The following is a 16,834-nucleotide window of genomic DNA, read 5'->3' as shown; positions in this document are numbered from 1 at the left end:
CTGCAAGTGCGTTACATGTTCGGATAGTTGGGACCGCCTCCCCCTTCCGGTGCGACCCAGGTGATGTTCTGGGCCGGGTCCTTGATGTCGCAGGTCTTGCAGTGCACGCAGTTCTGGAAGTTGATCTGGAACTGCGGCTTGCCGTCGTCGCCTTCGACCACCTCATAGACACCCGCCGGGCAGTAGCGGCTTGCCGGCTCGGCGTATTCGGGAAGGTTGTCGCGAATCGGCAGATCCGGATCGTCGAGCTTGAGATGGCAGGGCTGGTCTTCCTCGTGATTGGTGTTGGAGAGAAACACCGAGGACGCCTTGTCGAAGGACAGCTTGCCGTCAGGCTTGGGATACTCGATCTTCTCGCACTCGGCGGCCTTCTTCAGTGCCGCGTGGTCCGGTGTGGTGTCATGCACCGTCGGCAGCTTGCCGCCGAGGAGCTGGTCGAGGAAGTTGTAGGCACCACCACCGACGGTGCCGTACTTGTGGATCGCCGGGCCGAAGCTGGCGCTTTCCTCGAGTTCCTTGAAGGCCCAGCTGGCCTGCCATTTGTCGCTGAAGGCGGTCAGCTCGGCGCCACCTTCGTCGCCGTTTGCCAGCGCCTCGAAGACCGTCTCGGCGGCTACCATGCCGGATTTCATGGCGGTGTGCAGCCCCTTGATCTTGGCGAAGTTCAGGGTGCCGGCATCGCAACCGATCAGCAGGCCACCGGGAAAGGTCATCTTCGGCAGGCAGTTGATGCCGCCCTTGGTGATGGCGCGGGCGCCATAGGCGACGCGCGAACCGCCCTCGAGGTAAGGCTTGAGCACCGGGTGATGCTTCATGCGCTGAAACTCGTCGAAGGGCGACAGCCAGGGGTTCTGATAGGCCAGATCCATGATCAGGCCGACCACTACCTGCTGGTTCTCGGCATGATAGAGGAACCAGCCGCCGTGGGTGTGCTTGTCCAGCGGCCAGCCGGAACCGTGCAGCACCAGCCCCGGTTCGTGCCGTTCGGCGGGCACATCCCAGAGTTCCTTGAGGCCGATGCCGTAGTGCTGCGGGTCCTTGCCTTCATCGAGTCTGTAGCGTTCGATCAGGCGCTTGCCGAGATGGCCTCGTGAACCTTCGGCGAACAGCGTGTAGCTGGCGCGTAGCTCCATGCCCGGCATATGGCTGTCCTTGGGGGTGCCGTCAGCCGCCACGCCCATGTCACCGACGATGATCCCGCGAACCGTCTCGTCCTCGTCGACGATCACCTCCTGGGCGGCAAAGCCGGGGAATATCTCGACGCCGAGTTCTTCGGCCTGCTCGGCGAGCCAGCGGCACAGGTTGCCGGCGCTGATCACGTAACGGGTGATATCACCGCCGGTGTTGTGCATGGTCCTGGGCACCAGGGCATTGGGCAGCTTCTGGGCCTTCTCGGCATCGCGGAGCAGGTAGAGCTCGTCTCGCACGGCGGGGGTGGTCAAGGGCGCGCCGCGCTCGGCCCAATCGGGGAAGAGTTCATCCAGGGCACGGGGCTCGAAGACGGCACCGGAGAGAATGTGGGCACCGACCTCGGAGCCCTTCTCGACGACGCACACCGTCAGTTCCCGTTCGGCCTCGTTGGCCTGCTGCATCAGCCGGCAGGCCGCGGCGAGCCCGGAGGGGCCGGCGCCGACGATCACCACGTCGACCTCCATGCTGTCGCGCTCTACGTGTTCTGTCATTGTTGATCTCTCCTCCCATGGTGACGACGTCAGTGCCTCTTTGCGGGCCGCCAAGAGAGTGTCGGTCGATGGACGTGGTTGGCCAGCGGCGCCACCCTCTGACGTCGATCCAAATTAAAACGGTCGTTTGCTTCTAGGGGTGCTCCATGATAGGCATAATAGCCGGAAAGGGGCACCCCTTACGATGGGGATGTCACGAGAAGACCTCTCGACTGGCGTGGCGGGATTGTTGCCGTCACCGAGGCTGTGGCACATTGAAGGGGTTTTTTGGCGTAGCGCCTATCAAACGCTTGCATGAAACGTCTAAAAGCATGCCGATCGGTTCTAAGGGGCGCTTCGCCTTCTTCATAACCCGGTTCCGAGACTGAACCTAGCGAGGACAATATGAAGGTACTCGTCGCGGTCAAACGCGTCATCGACTACAACGTCAAGATTCGGGTCAAGCCGGATCACAGCGACGTCGATCTCACCAATGTCAAGATGGCCATGAACCCCTTCTGCGAAATTGCCGTGGAAGAGGCGGTGCGCCTGAAGGAGGCCGGAACGGCGACCGAGGTGGTCGCGGTCACCGTCGGTCCCAAGGCCGCCCAGGAACAGCTGCGGACGGCCCTGGCATTGGGGGCTGACCGGGCCATCCACGTGCAGACCGACGAGCGCGTCGAGTCGCTGGGTGCCGCCAAGGTCCTGGCCAAGGTGGTCGAGGAAGAACAGCCGGACCTGGTGATCCTCGGCAAGCAGGCCATCGACAGCGACAACAACCAGACCGGGCAGATGCTCGCCGCCCTGACCGGGCGTGCCCAGGGCACCTTCGCCTCCGAGCTCAAGGTCGAGGATGGCAAGCTGACGGTCACCCGCGAGATCGACGGCGGCCTGCAGACCCTCTCGCTGGCCTTGCCGGCTGTCGTCACCACCGATCTGCGCTTGAACGAGCCGCGCTATGCCAAGCTGCCCGACATCATGAAGGCCAAGAAGAAGCCGCTGGACACCAAGACGCCGGAGGAACTGGGTGTCGAGATCGCCGGCAAGCTCAAGCTGGTCGGGGTCGAGCCGCCGGCCGAGCGCCAGGGCGGCGTCAAGGTGGGCTCCGTGGACGAGCTCGTGGACAAACTCAAGAACGAAGCCAAGGTGATCTCATGAGCATTCTGGTACTCGCCGAACATCACGATGGTCAACTGGCCGAAGCCACGGCCCATGTCGTGGCCGCGGGCCGGGCCATCGGCGGTGACATCGACGTGCTGGTGGCCGGGGAAAACGTCGGGGCCGTCGCCGAGGCCACCGCCGGTCTCGAGGGCGTGGCCAGGGTGCGCGTGGCCGACCATGCCGTCTACGCTCATCAGTTGGCCGAACCCCTGGGCGAGCTGCTGGTGGCGCTGGCCGACGACTATACTCATGTGCTGGCCGCGGCCTCGACCACCGGCAAGAATGTCATGCCGCGCCTCGCGGCGCTGAAGGACGTCTCGCAGATCTCCGAGATCATCGCCGTCGAAAGCGCCGACACCTTCAAGCGGCCGATCTACGCCGGTAACGCCATCGCCACCGTGCAGAGCGAGGACGCGCTGAAAGTGATCACCGTGCGCGCTACCGCCTTCGATGCCGTCAGCACCGGGGCGAGTGCCGACGTCGAGGCCGTCGACACCGTGGTTGACAACGCCTTGTCGTCCTTCGTTGGCGAGGAGCTGGCGCAGAGCGACCGTCCCGAGCTGGGGGCGGCCAAGGTGGTCATCTCCGGCGGGCGCGGCATGGGCAACGGCGAGAACTTCAAACTGCTCGATGGCATCGCCGACAAGCTCGGTGCGGCCATCGGTGCCTCTCGGGCCGCCGTGGATGCCGGCTTCGTGCCCAACGACATGCAGGTCGGCCAGACCGGCAAGATCGTCGCCCCCGAGTTGTACATCGCCGTGGGCATCAGCGGTGCTATCCAGCACCTGGCGGGCATGAAGGACTCCAAGGTGATCGTGGCGATCAACAAGGACGAGGAGGCGCCGATCTTCCAGGTGGCCGATTATGGATTGGTCGCTGACTTGTTCGAGGCGCTGCCCGAGCTGGAGCAGAAGCTGTAAGACAGCGCCAGTCGCGCGATGATTGCCGTCGCGCTCGGAGCCGGTCTTTCCGCCAGGGAGGCCGGCTTTTTTGTGCCCCCATGAACACCGCAGGATATTGATAATAATTCTTGTTTGGGGTAGCGTAGCAGCGTTCAGCGCACCTTTCGGGAGACGAGCGTGCAGTATAGACAACCATGGCTCCGCTGGGGCCTGGCGGGGCTTGCCTTGACCCTGGCGACCTCCGCATCGGCTCAGTCATCGCTTCGTGACGAGGCACTCGACGCCCAGCGTACCCAGGCCGAATTGCAGGAACGCATCGACAATGCCGATGAGGCGGTCCGCGAGCAGTTGCGTGAACTGCGTCAGGCACGAGAAGAGGCCCGTCGCCTGCAGAGCTACAACGAGGAGCTGGCACCGGTCGTGGAGCGGCAGGCTGAGACACTCGAGGAGCGTCGGTCTGGCGTCGAGACCTTGACCGAGACCCGCGAGGCGTTGCCGGGCCTGATGCGCGACATGGTCGAGCGCTTGAGAGCCTGGGTCGAGCGCGACATGCCGTTTCTGCGCGATGAGCGCCTGGCGCGGGTCACATCTCTGGAATCCACGCTTTCGGCGTCGGATCTGAGCAGTGCCGAGAAGCTGGAGCGCGTACTGGCGGCGTGGCGCACCGAGCTCGATTACGGTCGCGAACTGGATGCCTGGCGGGGCGACCTGACGGGCGATACGCCTCGGGAAGTGGATTTTCTGCGCGTCGGTCGGGTCGGTTGGTATTACCTGACCCCTGATGGCCACAGTGGCGGCGTCTGGAAGGCCGAATCCGGTGACTGGCAGCCCCTCGATGAGTCGGCCCTGGCGGAAGTCCGCAAGGGGTTGCGCATCGTGCGTGAGCAGCGTGCGCCGGAGATACTCGATCTTCCCGTCTCCCAACCGGTGGAGGATGCCTCATGATCGGTCGCCATTCCGTGATTCGTTGTCTGGGCATCGCCGTTCTGGCGGCCTTGCCGTCGGCTGCCACCCTGGCGCAATCCAGCGAGGATCCGCTGCAGACATTTCAGGCCGAGCGTGAGGCAGCCGAGGCCCGCGATCGCGCCCGACTCGCCGAACTGGTGGACGATCGGCAGGCGCTCGAGAATGCGCTCGAAAAGGCTCGCGCCTCGCTTGCGGCGGCTCGCGAACGGCGCCAGGAACTGGAAGCGCAACAGCAGTCGCAACAGGCCGAGCTTCAGGAGCTGGATGGCCAGATCGATGAGCAGGGCGGCGATCTCGGTGCCGTCTTCGATGAAGTGGCCGGCGTGAGTGGCGAACTTCGCGATGACCTGGGCCAGAGCTGGTTGACGCTCGGCGCCGAGGTGTCGTTGCCGCCACGCCTGGACGACGATGGTGTGCTGCGTTCCCGCCAGGTCGAGACGCTGGCGGACAGCCTCATGGGACTGACGCGTGAGACTGCGTGGATCGTGAACCTGACGGCACCGGTGGCCGGTCAGGATGGGAGCCGCAGCGAGCGGTCGGTGACGCGGGTTGGCGACTTGCTGGCCTTCAGTGATGGCCAACTGTTGCAACGGACCGGCGACGAGGGCGCGCTTTCGGTGCTCGAGCATACGCCAGCTGGGGTCAGTGAACGCCTGAGCGACTTCCAGGCGGGGCAGGGCGATGTGATCTCGCTGGATCCTTCCGATGGGCAGGTGCTCGAGGCCCTGGCCCAGCAGCCGACGTTGCTGGAGCGTTTCCGCCAGGGCGGCGCCGTGGGGTATGTGGTGGTCGTGCTCGGCGCGATCGGCCTGCTGATGGCCCTGTTCCAGTACCTTTACCTGTTGCGCGTCACGGTCACGCTCAAGCGTCAGCTCGGCGATCTGGAGCATCTGCGCGAGGACAACCCGCTGGGACGGGTTCTCCAGCGGTTCCATGCCCTGGGCGCGGGACATGCCCCCGAGGCGCTGGAAGCACGACTCGATGAGGCCATGCTGGCCGAACAGCCGCGCCTCGAGCGAGGCCAGTCGTTGGTCAAGATGCTGGCGGCGGTCGCGCCGCTGCTCGGGCTGCTGGGCACCGTGACGGGCATGATCGTGACCTTCCAGTCGATCACCGTGTTCGGTACCGGCGACCCGCAACTGATGGCGGGTGGCATCAGCCAGGCGCTGGTGACCACGGTGCTGGGGCTGATCACTGCTGTGCCCTTGCTGTTTGCCCACACGGCACTATCCAGCCGTAGCCGCTCGTTGATCGGCATCATGGAGGGGCGTGCCAGCGCGGTTCTGGCGGATCGCCTGGAGGCTGATCAAGCCGCCGCCTCCGCCACCGCGGCGACGAAGCGCCATGCCGATGCTCTGGCTTGATCCACTCACTCGATTGGTCGATGCCGGTGGCCCGGTGCTGGTGGTCATCGCCGGGGTGGCCATGCTGCTGTTCTCGGTAGCCCTCGAGCGCTGGTGGTTCTTCCGCTTCCAGTATCGCCCGGCACGCCGGCAGCTGGTGAATCGCTGGGTGGCGCGGCGCGATCGAGCGAGCTGGAGTGCCCTGACCCTGCGCGAGGTCTGGGTGCGCGAGTTGATCGCCTCGCTGCGCGGTCCCTTGCCCTGGCTCAAGCTGCTGGTGGTTATCTGTCCGCTGCTGGGCCTGCTGGGCACGGTCACCGGGATGATCACGGTCTTCGATAGCCTGTCGGTCAGTGAGGTCAACCAGGCGCGTGCCATGGCCGACGGCGTGGCACGCGCCACGCTGCCCACCCTGAGCGGGATGGCGGTGTCGGTGGTGGGCCTGCTCTTCATCACCCGCCTGGAACACATCATCCGGCGCGAGGATCAGCGGTTGCATGACCGCCTTGCCCGCGCCGCGGAGGACGCACATGCGTAGACGTCGACTCGGTACCGCCGATGAGTCCAGCGAGGTCAACCTGACGCCGATGCTGGATGTGGTGTTCATCATGCTGATCTTTTTCATCGTCACCACCAGCTTCATCAAGGAAAGCGGCGTCGAGATCGAGCGCCCCGAATCGAGTGCGGCCTCGCCGCGTCCCGATGCCCAGGTCCTGGTGGCGATCACTCCCGAAGGGGCCGTCTGGGTCGACGGCGAGCCCGTGGACATCCATCGCGTCGGGCCAGCGGTGGCCGACATGGTCAGCGACGAGGGATCGGTGGTGATTCAAGCCGATCGTGATGCCACGACCGGCGTGCTGATCGAAGTGATGGATCGCCTGCGCGAGGCCGATGTCGAGCAGGTCGCGGTGGCGGCGCAACGGAGCGGCGCCTGATGTTGCGTCGTGCCTTCGCCCTGGTTGCCGGCGCGGCCCTGGCGCTGGTGCTGTTCATTCTGCTGGCGCTTCTGGTGGTGCCGCCGAAGGCCGAGCCCGAGAAGCGCCTGGAGACCATGACCCTGAGCATGGCCGAGGCTACGGCCGAGGAGTCCGAGCCGAGTCCGACCTCCACGGCCAGTGCCCCATCGCCGCCGGCTGCAACGCCTCCGCCGCCTCAGCCTGCCCCGGCGCCGAGCATCAACAGCGAGATTGCCTTGCCGGAGCCTGAGCTGGAACCGATGGAGGCACCCGATGTGCCGATGGAGGCGTCGTTGCCGGAGCTTCAGGAAACGCCGCCCGAGCCTCAGCCGAAACCCGAGCCTCAGCCCCAGCCGGACCCCGAACCGGCGCCGGAGCCAACCCCTGAGCCGTCTCCAACGCCCGCGCCTGAACCGGCCGCTCAGCCCTCGCCAGCCGCCAGTGAGTCGCAGTCGAGCGAGTCGTCCGGTGCGGCGGGCGGCTCGGCAGCATCACAGGAGCCCGTGGATGTGGGGACGTCGGCCAAGCCGACGCGACGGGACGATCCGACATATCCTTCGCGAGCCCAGCGTCGGGGCATCGAGGGGTATGTGGTGGTGCAGTTCATCATCCGCCGGGATGGCAGTGTGGATCCGGGCAGTATTGAGGTGCTGGAAGCGAACCCGCCTAGGGTGTTCGATCGTGCTGCCAGGCAGTCGATCACCGATTGGCAGTTTCAGCCATCGGACCAGCGCCGGCGGACGCAGCAGCGTTTCGAGTTCAAGTTGAGGTAGCCGCATGCGCCATGTCTTTTATGCTTGCATCCTGGTCGCCGGCGTCTGGTTGGTGGCCTCGCCGTCCTGGGCGGCACCAGCACTGCCCGGTGGCATCATCGACGATCTCAAGGGGCTCGAGGCGCGTCTCGAGTCCGGCGAATATGCGGCCGTCGAGGCAGAGGCGTCCCAGCAGGCCGAGCGGCTCGCGGGGGGCAATGCCTCGGATCGATGGGCTCGCGCACTCTACCTGCAGCTCGCCGCCAATGCTGAGGTGCATCGTGGCAATGTGCAGGCGGCCGTCGAACACCTGGCGACCGCGCGTGGCATCGAGGGCGTCGAACGCGACCAGGCGGATCGTTGGCTGAGGCAGGAGGCCGGGCTGCGTGCGCGCCTTGGCGAGTCTGAGCGGGCCAGGCAACTGTTGGGCGATTGGCTCGAGCGTCACGGTGGTGACACCGATGCGTACTGGCTGATGGCGCAACTGCAGGCCGAGGCCGCCCATTGGGGGCAGGCTGCCGATTGGGCCCAGCGGGCCCTGGAAAGCGATGCGTCGCCCACGCGGCAGCGCCTGGGGCTGGCGGCCACGGCCTTGCAACGCGCCGGTCGGGAGGATGCCGCCTTGGCGGTGCTGGAGCGCCAACTGGCGGGGGCCGAGGGTGATCCCGATGCTTGGCGCCGTGCGGCGGGCCTGGCACAGCGCATGGGCGATCCGGAGCGGGCCGCGGCGTTGTGGGAGACGGCCTGGCGGCGAGGCGTGCTGAGCGGTGCGGACGACCTGATGCAACGCATCCGGCTGCACCTGGCGGCGGGGACACCGGCGCGTGCGGCGGAGATTCTGGAGCGAGCGCTGAGCGCGGGCAACCTGGAGGATTCCCTGGAGAATCGTCGTCTGCTGGCCGAAGCCTGGCAGGCGGCTCGGGATCGCGACCAAGCCCTGACGGCCTGGCGCGAGGTGGCCGAGCAGGGCGCTGCCGCCGAGGATTGGCTGCGGCTGGGGCAGCTGGCTGCCGAGTGGGATCGCCTCGAGCTGGCCCGTGAAGCCCTGCGCCGCGCCCGTCAGGGTGGGGCTGCCGAGGCGAGCGACTGGCTGGCGTCGTTGCCCGAAGAAGAAGTGCCTGACGGTGCCTCGGGCGACGACGGAGAGGGCGTAGAGGGCAACGGTTGACGATGCCGCGCCTCGAGCGAGGACACGGCTAACGCCGCATTGGCTCGGGACAGCTCAGCTCAGGTCGAGCTCGGTCCACACCGGCGCATGATCTGAAGGCTTTTCCATGCCACGCAGGTCGTAGTCGATGCCAGCGTCGGCAATGTGCGTTACCAGCGGGGCGGTGGTCAGGATGTAGTCGATCCGCAGGCCGCGCTTCGGGTCGCGATCGAAGCCCCTGGAGCGATAATCGAACCAGCTGAAGCGGTCGTCGACCTCGGGGTAGCGGTGGCGATAGCTATCCGAGAGTCCCCAGGCCTTGAGTGTCTCCAGCCACTCGCGCTCTTCCGGCTGGAAACTGGTCTTGCCTTCGCGCAGCCAGCGCTTGCGGTTGGATTCGCCGATACCGATGTCGATATCCGCCGGGGAGATATTGAAGTCGCCCATGATCGCCAGGCGTTCATCCGGGCGATGGTGGTCATTCAACAGTGACATGAGCTGGGCGTAGAAGCGACGCTTGTGAGGAAACTTCACCGGATGCTCGATGTTCTCGCCCTGGGGGAAGTAGCCGTTCCAGACGGTCAGCGGTTCCCCGTCGGCACCACGCAGGCGCACGCCGATCATGCGGCGCTGGGCGTCCTCGTCGTCATCGGGAAAGCCGCGCTGGACGAGCTCGGGTTCCTCCGGGCATTGCTCGCGGCAGCACATCAGGGCCACGCCATAGTGCCCCTTCTGCCCGTGGTAATAGACGCGATAGCCCAGCGCTTCCACCGCCGCGACCGGGAACTCGCTGTCCTGGACCTTGGTTTCCTGCAGGCCGATCACCGCCGGACGGTGGCGGTCGACCAGCGCCTCGAGCTGGTGAAGGCGGGCTCGAATACCGTTGATGTTGAATGACACCAGGCGCATCGTCAGTCGTCCTTGTCGCGGGAGTTATCGGGATGAATCTCGATCGGTTGGCCGGCCTCCTGGCGTTCCTGCTTGCGGGCAGCCTGAAGCTTGCGTTGCTGGCGTTTCTTCTGACTGAAACGGCGTGACGGACCGACCTGGTCGGGGTTGTCGTGGCGCCACTGCTTGTAATCCTTGCGTCGCCCGGTGCGAATCGTCACCTTGTCGGAAAGCGAGCGGGTCTTCTTTCGGCGTGTCATGACGCATGGCTCCTTGAATAATGCCGGCATTCTAGCAGGCCCGGGCGTACCGTCGACAGCGATGGGTGCGCCCTCAAAGCGCGAGAACTGGTACAATGGCGGTTTGTGTCACGCATCCATCCACAACACGGACGAGACAGCACAGCCTATGAGCGAGTCGGAACAGACCACAGCACCGGCCCAGAACCGCAAGCCCAAGCGTCGCCGCCGCAAGCCGCGCCGCCGCCAGTCGAACTGGGACCTTCGCCAGTTCCAGGTGCCCGCGGTGGCGGGCAAGTGGCGTTTTCACGACTTCGATCTGCCGCTGCCGCTGATGCGGGCCATCCACGCCCAGGGGTTCGAGTATTGCACGCCGATCCAGGCCGAGGCGTTGACCCATACCCTGCTCGGTGGCGATGTGGTTGGCAAGGCGCAGACCGGCACCGGCAAGACGGCCGCCTTTTTGATCTCCATCCTGGCCTACTTCCTGGAAGAAGAGGCACCCGATGGACAGAAGCCGGGCGCGCCCCGTGCGCTGATCATCGCGCCGACCCGTGAGCTGGCGCTGCAGATCGAGAAGGATGCCAAGGCACTGGCGCGCTTCACCAATCTCAATGTCGCCAGCGTCGTCGGCGGCATGGATTACCAGAAGCAACGCGATGGCCTGGGCAAGAAGCTGGATATTCTGGTCGCCACGCCCGGCCGGCTGCTGGACTTTCACCAGAAGCGCGATGTCGATCTCACCCAGGTCGAGGTGCTGGTGCTCGACGAGGCGGATCGGATGCTGTCGATGGGCTTCATCCCGGACGTCAAGCGGATCATCCGCTATACGCCGAAGACCGAGGAGCGTCAGACCTTCCTGTTCTCGGCGACCTTCACCGAGGATATCCTCAACCTGGCCGCGCAGTGGACCCATGAGCCGGCCCACGTGGATATCGAGGTGACCGTCGACAACGCCGCCGATATTGACCAGCGCGTCTACCTGGTCGGCGATGACGACAAGGAGCGCCTGCTGGTCAAGCTGCTGCAGCAGGAAAGTTTCGACCGGGTGATGGTGTTCGGCAATCGCCGTGACCTGGTGCGCAAGCTCGATGGCCTGCTGCGCAAGGCAGGCATCAATGTCGCCATGCTCTCCGGCGATGTGCCCCAGAACCAGCGCATTCGTACTCTCGAGCAATTCCGCGAGGGCGAGGTCCAGGTGCTGGTGGCCACCGATGTGGCCGGGCGTGGCATTCATATCGAGGACGTCAGCCACGTGATCAACTACACCCTGCCCGAGGATCCGGAGGACTATGTCCATCGTATCGGTCGTACCGGCCGGGCCGGTGCCAAGGGTGTGTCGATCAGCTTCGTGGGCGAGGAAGATGCCTTCTCGTTGCCGGAAATCGAACGCTTCATCAATGACAAGCTGCCCTGCGAGCACCCGCCGGAAGGACTGCTCTGAAGCTTGAAGAGCGGTGCTGCGCGCCTGGAAGATGGAAGACAGCGGCTACGCCGCTTGAAGAATGACTGCCCGGGCTGCGTTGGCCCCTTGGTGAGCGGAGACGAGGACAAGCCAGAGCGGAGGTCCGATTCAAGGGAAGGAATCGGTAGCGCCCAGGGAAGGGGTTACAGCGCCTCCGCGTCGGCCTGTCACCGCGCAAGCCGCGCTTCTCTATGGATGCATCATGCTTGACGAGGTCCTGAAGGACGAGATTCAGACCGCCTATCGCCGCGTGCTCGAGGGCCTCGAACTCACGCCGCGCTATGGCCAGCGGCTGATGATTGCCGAAATCGCCCGCACCCTGGCTGGCATCGAGACCGACGATGCCGGGCGGCGGACCAGCGATGAGCATGTCTGCGTGCTCGAGGCCGGGACCGGCACGGGCAAGACCCTGGCCTACCTGCTTGCCGCCTTGCCGGTGGCCAAGGCCCGTGGCAAGCGGTTGGTGGTGGCCACCGCGACCGTGGCGCTCCAGGAGCAGGTGCTGCACCAGGATCTGCCGTCGCTCAAGGCGCACAGTGGTCTGGACTTCGACTATGCCCTGGCCAAGGGACGCGGGCGCTATGTCTGCGTGGCGCGGCTCGACCAGGCGATGGATGGCGGCGAGGACAATCCGACCCTGTCGCTTTTCGAGCAGTCGCTGGACAGCGGTGGCGATGACTTCCAGAAGCTGGTGCAGTCCCTCGGCGAGGCCTACGGCAATGGCCGCTGGCAGGGAGACCGGGACAGCTGGCCGGAGGCCATCGATGATGCCCATTGGCGCAAGCTCACCGTCGATCACCGCCAGTGCACCAACCGACGGTGCGGGCACTTCGGTGCCTGTGCCTTTTTCCGCGCACGCCGCGACCTGGACAGTGCCGATATCATCGTCGCCAATCATGACCTGGTGCTGGCCGATCTCGCCCTGGGCGGCGGCGTGGTGTTGCCGGACCCCGGCGACTGCCTCTATGTCTTTGACGAGGGACATCACCTGCCGGACAAGGCGCTCAACCACTTCACCCACCGTTTTGCCGTGGGCGGCGGGTTGCGCTGGCTGCGTACTCTCAAGAAATCGCTTACTGAGCTGAACCAGCAGCTCGGCGTGCAGCCGACGCTGGCGCGCTTGCTGTCCGGACTACCTCAGGCCATCGAGGCGCTCGAGCCGCACCTCGGCGAGGTCTTCTCGCTGGGACATCAGCTTGCCGGCCGGCCGGAAGGGCTCGGTGAGTCCGAGGAGGGCGCCCAGCATCGCTTCGAGATGGGGCGTGTTCCCGACGCCATGCGCGAGGCATCCGGTGCCCTGGTGACGATCTTCGCTGAGCTCTCGCGCACGCTGGAATCCATGAGCGACATCCTGCGCGAGAGCCTGGACCCCGAGAAATCCACCGGCCTGCCACGCGAACAGGCCGAACCCTGGCTGCCGCTGGTGGCGTTGTTGCATGGCCGGGCGCTGGAGGCTCATGCCTTGTGGCAGGCCTTCGCTGAGCCGGATGTCGCGGACGAGCCACCCCGGGCGCGCTGGCTAACCCTGGAACGCTTCGGTGGCGAGCCGGAGCTGACCTTCTCGGCCAGCCCGGTCTCCGCCGCGCATACCCTGGCCAGGTCGCTCTGGGGGCGATGCCATGGCGCCGTGGTCACATCCGCGACCCTGACGGCGCTGGGGCGTTTCGAGCGCTTGCAGGAACGGGCCGGGCTGGCCAATCGTTACCGCTATCAGCGCCTGCCGAGTCCCTTCGATTATTCCCGGGCGGTGCTCAGCGTGCCCCGCGAGGCGGTGGATCCCGCCGACAGGGAAGGACACGAGCGTGCCATCGTCGATTTCGTCGAGGCGCTCGACGAAAAGGAGGCGGTGCTGATGCTGTTTTCCTCCCGCGCCCAGTTGCGCGGCGTGGAACGGGCGCTCAGTCGGGAGCGGCGGGACAGGGTGCTGGCACAGGACCGTTTGCCCAAGCGTGAGCTGGTGGAACGTCATCGCGAGCGGGTCGACAAGGGCGAGGGCAGCATCCTGTTCGGGCTGGCGAGCTTCGCCGAGGGGATCGATCTGCCGGGTGAGTACCTGACCCATGTGGTCATCACCCGGCTTCCCTTCGCCGTGCCTGACGACCCGGTAGGCGCGACCCTGGCCGAATGGATCGAGAGCCAGGGCGGCAATCCCTTCATGCGCATCAGTGTGCCGGATGCGTCCATCAAGCTGGTCCAGGCTTGTGGCCGGCTGATCCGCAAGGAGGCCGATGTCGGGCGCATCACCTTGCTCGATCGGCGGGTTCTCACGCGTCGTTACGGCCGTGCCCTGCTCGATGCGCTGCCACCGTTCACGCGCGAGATCGACGGCCAGGTGCAGGGCTGAGCAGGGGATCGGGCAGGAGAGAAAGCCTCATGAAACTGATCCTGAGCCGCAAGGGCTTCGATTCCTCCGCGGGTGGCGTGCCAAGCCCGATATTGCCCGATGGTCGCCTGGTCGTCCTGCCCATTCCGGATGCGCAATCCTCGATACCCTACGGCGCCATCTCTCATGCCGGCGAGCCCCTGGGGCCGCTTGTCGCCGACCTGACGCGAGGACGGATCACGGCAGATACCGGGGCGCATCTGGATCCCGACCTGACCCGGGAGAGCCTGCCGCGCCAGCCCGGTTGGCGGCCCGTGTTCGGGCAGATGGGCCAGGCGCTTGGCCACTTGCGCAACCAGGGCGTCGGGCCGGGGGATCTGTTTCTTTTCTTTGGTCTCTTCCGCCGCGTCGAGCGGGTCGGAGGGCGTTGGCGGTGGGTCGGCGACGCCGCCCCCTGTCATGTGCTGTGGGGCTGGATGCAGGTGGCGGAGACTCTGTCGCTGAGGGAGGCGTTGCCGGCGTCGTATGCGTGGGCCGGCTATCATCCGCACTGTCAGCGGCAAGGGCAGGCTGCAAATGCCCTTTATCTTGCCCGGCGCCATCTGTGCGTGGGAAGCGACGACGATGACCTGCCCGGAGCAGGCATCTTCGCTCGCTACGCGGCCAGGCGTCGACTGACGGCAGTGGATGCGCCTCGGGTGTCCGATTGGGATCTACCGGACTGGTGGTATCCCGGCGAGGGGCGTGCCCCCTTGAGTTATCACGGCGATCTGCGGCGTTGGCGTCGCGCAGCAGGGCGAACCGCGTTGCGCGCCGTGGCGCGAGGTCAGGAATTCGTGCTGGATACCGAGCAATATCCCGAGGCGCTGCCCTGGGCGCGTGAATTGATACGGCGCCAAGCGAACTGAGGGGCGGTATTCGCCCGCTCGCTGGTGCGGGCGGGCGAGCGAGGTGCCCGAGGTCTCAGGCGCCGTCGCGACGCGAGGCCAGGGTGGCCGCCAGCTTGTCGTTCATTTCCTTGAAGGCCTTCTCGGTGGTCTCCCAGTCGATGCAGGCATCGGTGATGGAGACCCCGTAGGTGAGCTGGCTGATGTCATCGGGAATCTTCTGGTTGCCCCAGCCGATGTTGGATTCGACCATCAGGCCGATGATGGAGCGGTTGCCCTCGAGCAACTGGTTGGTCACGTTCTCCAGTACCAGCGGCTGCAGGCCGGGATCCTTGTTGGAGTTGGCGTGGGAGCAGTCGATCATGATATTGGGCGTGACGCCGGCCTTGCGAAGTTCCTGCTCGGCGAGTGCCACGCTGACGCTGTCGTAGTTGGGCTTGCCGTTGCCGCCCCGCAGCACGACATGTCCGTAACGGTTGCCGCGAGTGCGAATGATCGCGACCTTGCCGGACTGGTCGATGCCGAGGAAATTGTGGGGGTGGGCCACCGACTGCAGGGCGTTGACGGCCACGTCGAGGCTGCCATCGGTGCCGTTCTTGAAGCCCACCGGAGAAGACAGGCCGGAGGCCATCTCGCGATGGGTCTGGGACTCGGTAGTACGGGCGCCGATCGCCGACCAGCTGATGCAGTCCTGCAGATACTGTGGCGAAATCGGGTCCAGGGCCTCGGTGGCCAGCGGCAGGCCCAGCTCGGCGAGTTCCACCAGCAGCTGACGGGCGGTGTGCAGGCCTTGCTCGATCTCGAAGGACCCATTGAGGTGCGGGTCGTTGATCAGGCCTTTCCAGCCCACCGTGGTGCGAGGCTTCTCGAAGTAGACGCGCATCACGATATACAGCGTGTCCTTCACCTCGTCGGCCAGCTTGCGCAGACGACGCGCATAGTCCATGGCGGCATCCACATCGTGGATCGAGCAGGGGCCGACCACCATCAGCAGTCGGGGATCGCGGCCTTCGAGGATGTTCTGGATGGTTTCGCGCCCTTCGATCACCGTGCGTTCCGCCTGCTCGCTCAAGGGGATATGCTGCTTGAGCTCCACGGGCGTGATGAGCACGTCCTCGCCGAGGACGTTGAGGTTGTTGACCTGTTGTTCGGACATGTTGCTACCTGTGTCGTGTCAGCGCTGATGAGGGAAATGGGCTTCCCATGTCGAATGGCGCCTACTATCGCCCGCGAGTCGAGCAAATTCAATCATCTGGGAACCGTGAAGCGTGTCGATTGTCACAGCGCCGGCAGGGCGGTCCGGAGCCGCCGGCTTGATGGATGCTCGAGAAACAGGAACACTTGAGCACGACTTTCACGGGCGCACCATGACATTGTGCCTAGCGGCCAGGGCTTCAGGTTGACATTTATGACAGCGACACCCGTTTCATTGCGATGCCGCCAGCCGGCGTTTCGTCATTCTCCCATCCCGGGGAGGCCTTGAATGGGCACGACTCGGGAGACCGATCAGCAACTCGTCGAGCGTGCCCAGAAGGGGGATACCCGGGCGTTCGATCTGCTGGTCAAGAAGTATCAGCACAAGATCATCGGATTGATCGGCCGTTATGTGCATGATCACGCCGAAGTCCAGGACGTGGCGCAGGAGGCTTTCATCAAGGCTTACCGAGCGCTGGGGAAATTTCGGGCCGAGAGCGCCTTCTACACCTGGATGTATCGGATCGCCATCAATACCGCCAAGAATCACCTGGTATCCAAGGGACGACGCCCGCCGGGCAGCGACATGGATATCGTGGATGCCGAGATCGTCGACCACAGCGGTCGGCTGGCCGATATCGAGACGCCGGAGGCGTCGATTGCCCGGGACCAGCTCCAGGCGGCGGTATTCGAGGCCATCGAGGGGCTGCCGGAGGATCTGCGCACGGCGATCACGCTGCGTGAACTCGACGGCCTCTCCTATGAGGATATCGCCAATATCATGGAATGTCCGGTAGGGACGGTGCGTTCGCGGATATTCCGTGCGCGAGAGGCCGTGGATCAACATATTCGACCACTGGTCACCACGTCCCGCAATCAGGAGACGATGACCGAATGAGGCGAATTTGCATGGTTTTTGTCGATTGGCTGAACTGTCGCGCTGTTGTGAC

The 16,834-nt window shown here is 65.3% G+C and carries 16 protein-coding genes; 12 read left to right on the top strand and 4 right to left on the bottom strand.

Going from position 1 to position 16,834, the window contains the following annotated elements; all coding sequences use genetic code 11:
- Positions 1–11: 11 nt before the first annotated feature.
- The gene (locus tag A9O65_RS02545) at positions 12–1,682 is read right to left on the bottom strand and encodes an electron transfer flavoprotein-ubiquinone oxidoreductase (protein WP_064698159.1); all 1,671 of its coding nucleotides are present in this window, start codon (positions 1,680–1,682) and stop codon (positions 12–14) included.
- A gap of 384 nt (positions 1,683–2,066) precedes the next feature.
- Between A9O65_RS02545 and A9O65_RS02540 the strand changes: the two genes are divergently transcribed.
- The 8 genes from A9O65_RS02540 (at position 2,067) to A9O65_RS02505 (ending at position 8,909) form a co-directional block, all read left to right on the top strand.
- The gene (locus tag A9O65_RS02540) at positions 2,067–2,819 is read left to right on the top strand and encodes an electron transfer flavoprotein subunit beta/FixA family protein (RefSeq protein WP_064701271.1); all 753 of its coding nucleotides are present in this window, start codon (positions 2,067–2,069) and stop codon (positions 2,817–2,819) included.
- Complete coding sequence (locus tag A9O65_RS02535; protein ID WP_064701270.1) at positions 2,816–3,742, top strand: electron transfer flavoprotein subunit alpha/FixB family protein; 927 nt, start codon at positions 2,816–2,818, stop codon at positions 3,740–3,742. The genes A9O65_RS02540 and A9O65_RS02535 overlap by 4 nt, the downstream gene beginning before the upstream one ends.
- A 159-nt stretch (positions 3,743–3,901) precedes the next feature.
- Positions 3,902–4,669, top strand: a complete 768-nt coding sequence (locus tag A9O65_RS02530; protein ID WP_064698162.1) for a DUF3450 domain-containing protein — start codon at positions 3,902–3,904, stop codon at positions 4,667–4,669.
- A complete protein-coding gene (locus A9O65_RS02525; protein WP_064701269.1) occupies positions 4,666–6,054 on the top strand; it encodes a MotA/TolQ/ExbB proton channel family protein in 1,389 nt (462 codons plus the stop codon). Before A9O65_RS02530 ends, A9O65_RS02525 begins: the two co-directional genes overlap by 4 nt.
- The gene (locus A9O65_RS02520) at positions 6,035–6,571 is read left to right on the top strand and encodes a MotA/TolQ/ExbB proton channel family protein (protein ID WP_064698164.1); all 537 of its coding nucleotides are present in this window, start codon (positions 6,035–6,037) and stop codon (positions 6,569–6,571) included. Before A9O65_RS02525 ends, A9O65_RS02520 begins: the two co-directional genes overlap by 20 nt.
- Complete coding sequence (locus A9O65_RS02515; protein ID WP_064698165.1) at positions 6,564–6,968, top strand: ExbD/TolR family protein; 405 nt, start codon at positions 6,564–6,566, stop codon at positions 6,966–6,968. The genes A9O65_RS02520 and A9O65_RS02515 overlap by 8 nt, the downstream gene beginning before the upstream one ends.
- Positions 6,968–7,762, top strand: coding sequence for an energy transducer TonB (locus tag A9O65_RS02510; RefSeq protein ID WP_064698166.1), 795 nt, complete (start codon positions 6,968–6,970; stop codon positions 7,760–7,762). Before A9O65_RS02515 ends, A9O65_RS02510 begins: the two co-directional genes overlap by 1 nt.
- A 4-nt stretch (positions 7,763–7,766) precedes the next feature.
- Positions 7,767–8,909: a tetratricopeptide repeat protein gene (locus A9O65_RS02505; RefSeq protein ID WP_064701268.1), complete on the top strand. Its 1,143-nt coding sequence runs from the start codon at positions 7,767–7,769 to the stop codon at positions 8,907–8,909.
- 54 nt (positions 8,910–8,963) lie between these two features.
- On the opposite strand, the gene xthA is transcribed toward A9O65_RS02505, so the two are convergent.
- Both xthA and A9O65_RS02495 read right to left on the bottom strand, forming a co-directional pair.
- Complete coding sequence (gene xthA / locus A9O65_RS02500) at positions 8,964–9,797, bottom strand: exodeoxyribonuclease III (protein WP_064698168.1); 834 nt, start codon at positions 9,795–9,797, stop codon at positions 8,964–8,966.
- A 2-nt stretch (positions 9,798–9,799) separates the two neighbouring features.
- On the bottom strand, positions 9,800–10,036 hold the full coding sequence (locus A9O65_RS02495; protein ID WP_064698169.1) for a hypothetical protein: 237 nt from the start codon (positions 10,034–10,036) through the stop codon (positions 9,800–9,802).
- Between the two features lie 148 nt (positions 10,037–10,184).
- On the opposite strand from A9O65_RS02495, the gene rhlB reads away from it, so the two are divergent.
- The 3 genes from rhlB to A9O65_RS02480 all read left to right on the top strand — a co-directional run bounded on the left by rhlB (position 10,185) and on the right by A9O65_RS02480 (position 14,711).
- Positions 10,185–11,459: an ATP-dependent RNA helicase RhlB gene (gene rhlB / locus A9O65_RS02490; protein ID WP_064701267.1), complete on the top strand. Its 1,275-nt coding sequence runs from the start codon at positions 10,185–10,187 to the stop codon at positions 11,457–11,459.
- Between the two features lie 223 nt (positions 11,460–11,682).
- Positions 11,683–13,824, top strand: a complete 2,142-nt coding sequence (gene dinG / locus A9O65_RS02485; RefSeq protein WP_064698171.1) for an ATP-dependent DNA helicase DinG — start codon at positions 11,683–11,685, stop codon at positions 13,822–13,824.
- A gap of 29 nt (positions 13,825–13,853) precedes the next feature.
- Positions 13,854–14,711 (top strand): Nmad3 family putative nucleotide modification protein, encoded by an 858-nt coding sequence (locus A9O65_RS02480; RefSeq protein ID WP_064701266.1) that lies wholly within the window; start codon positions 13,854–13,856, stop codon positions 14,709–14,711.
- Positions 14,712–14,766: 55 nt separating this feature from the next.
- On the opposite strand, the gene A9O65_RS02475 is transcribed toward A9O65_RS02480, so the two are convergent.
- A complete protein-coding gene (locus A9O65_RS02475; RefSeq protein ID WP_064698173.1) occupies positions 14,767–15,846 on the bottom strand; it encodes a 3-deoxy-7-phosphoheptulonate synthase in 1,080 nt (359 codons plus the stop codon).
- Positions 15,847–16,173: 327 nt separating this feature from the next.
- Here A9O65_RS02475 and rpoE point away from each other — a divergent pair, with 327 nt between their 5' ends.
- Positions 16,174–16,782, top strand: a complete 609-nt coding sequence (gene rpoE, locus A9O65_RS02470; RefSeq protein ID WP_064698174.1) for an RNA polymerase sigma factor RpoE — start codon at positions 16,174–16,176, stop codon at positions 16,780–16,782.
- Positions 16,783–16,834: the final 52 nt, after the last annotated feature.

The organism is Halomonas caseinilytica (assembly GCF_001662305.1).
Taxonomy (GTDB): domain Bacteria; phylum Pseudomonadota; class Gammaproteobacteria; order Pseudomonadales; family Halomonadaceae; genus Halomonas; species Halomonas caseinilytica.
The sequence above is the reverse complement of the archived record's forward strand: the minus strand, read 5'-3'. Positions and strand labels throughout refer to the sequence as shown.

Coding starts and splice junctions, on each gene's coding strand:
- A9O65_RS02545 (WP_064698159.1), bottom strand. CDS start 1,682: ATGACAGAACACGTAGAGCGCGACAGCATGGAGGTCGACGTGGTGATC.
- A9O65_RS02540 (WP_064701271.1), top strand. CDS start 2,067: ATGAAGGTACTCGTCGCGGTCAAACGCGTCATCGACTACAACGTCAAG.
- A9O65_RS02535 (WP_064701270.1), top strand. CDS start 2,816: ATGAGCATTCTGGTACTCGCCGAACATCACGATGGTCAACTGGCCGAA.
- A9O65_RS02525 (WP_064701269.1), top strand. CDS start 4,666: ATGATCGGTCGCCATTCCGTGATTCGTTGTCTGGGCATCGCCGTTCTG.
- A9O65_RS02520 (WP_064698164.1), top strand. CDS start 6,035: ATGCCGATGCTCTGGCTTGATCCACTCACTCGATTGGTCGATGCCGGT.
- A9O65_RS02515 (WP_064698165.1), top strand. CDS start 6,564: ATGCGTAGACGTCGACTCGGTACCGCCGATGAGTCCAGCGAGGTCAAC.
- A9O65_RS02510 (WP_064698166.1), top strand. CDS start 6,968: ATGTTGCGTCGTGCCTTCGCCCTGGTTGCCGGCGCGGCCCTGGCGCTG.
- A9O65_RS02505 (WP_064701268.1), top strand. CDS start 7,767: ATGCGCCATGTCTTTTATGCTTGCATCCTGGTCGCCGGCGTCTGGTTG.
- xthA (WP_064698168.1), bottom strand. CDS start 9,797: ATGCGCCTGGTGTCATTCAACATCAACGGTATTCGAGCCCGCCTTCAC.
- A9O65_RS02495 (WP_064698169.1), bottom strand. CDS start 10,036: ATGACACGCCGAAAGAAGACCCGCTCGCTTTCCGACAAGGTGACGATT.
- rhlB (WP_064701267.1), top strand. CDS start 10,185: ATGAGCGAGTCGGAACAGACCACAGCACCGGCCCAGAACCGCAAGCCC.
- dinG (WP_064698171.1), top strand. CDS start 11,683: ATGCTTGACGAGGTCCTGAAGGACGAGATTCAGACCGCCTATCGCCGC.
- A9O65_RS02480 (WP_064701266.1), top strand. CDS start 13,854: ATGAAACTGATCCTGAGCCGCAAGGGCTTCGATTCCTCCGCGGGTGGC.
- A9O65_RS02475 (WP_064698173.1), bottom strand. CDS start 15,846: ATGTCCGAACAACAGGTCAACAACCTCAACGTCCTCGGCGAGGACGTG.
- rpoE (WP_064698174.1), top strand. CDS start 16,174: ATGGGCACGACTCGGGAGACCGATCAGCAACTCGTCGAGCGTGCCCAG.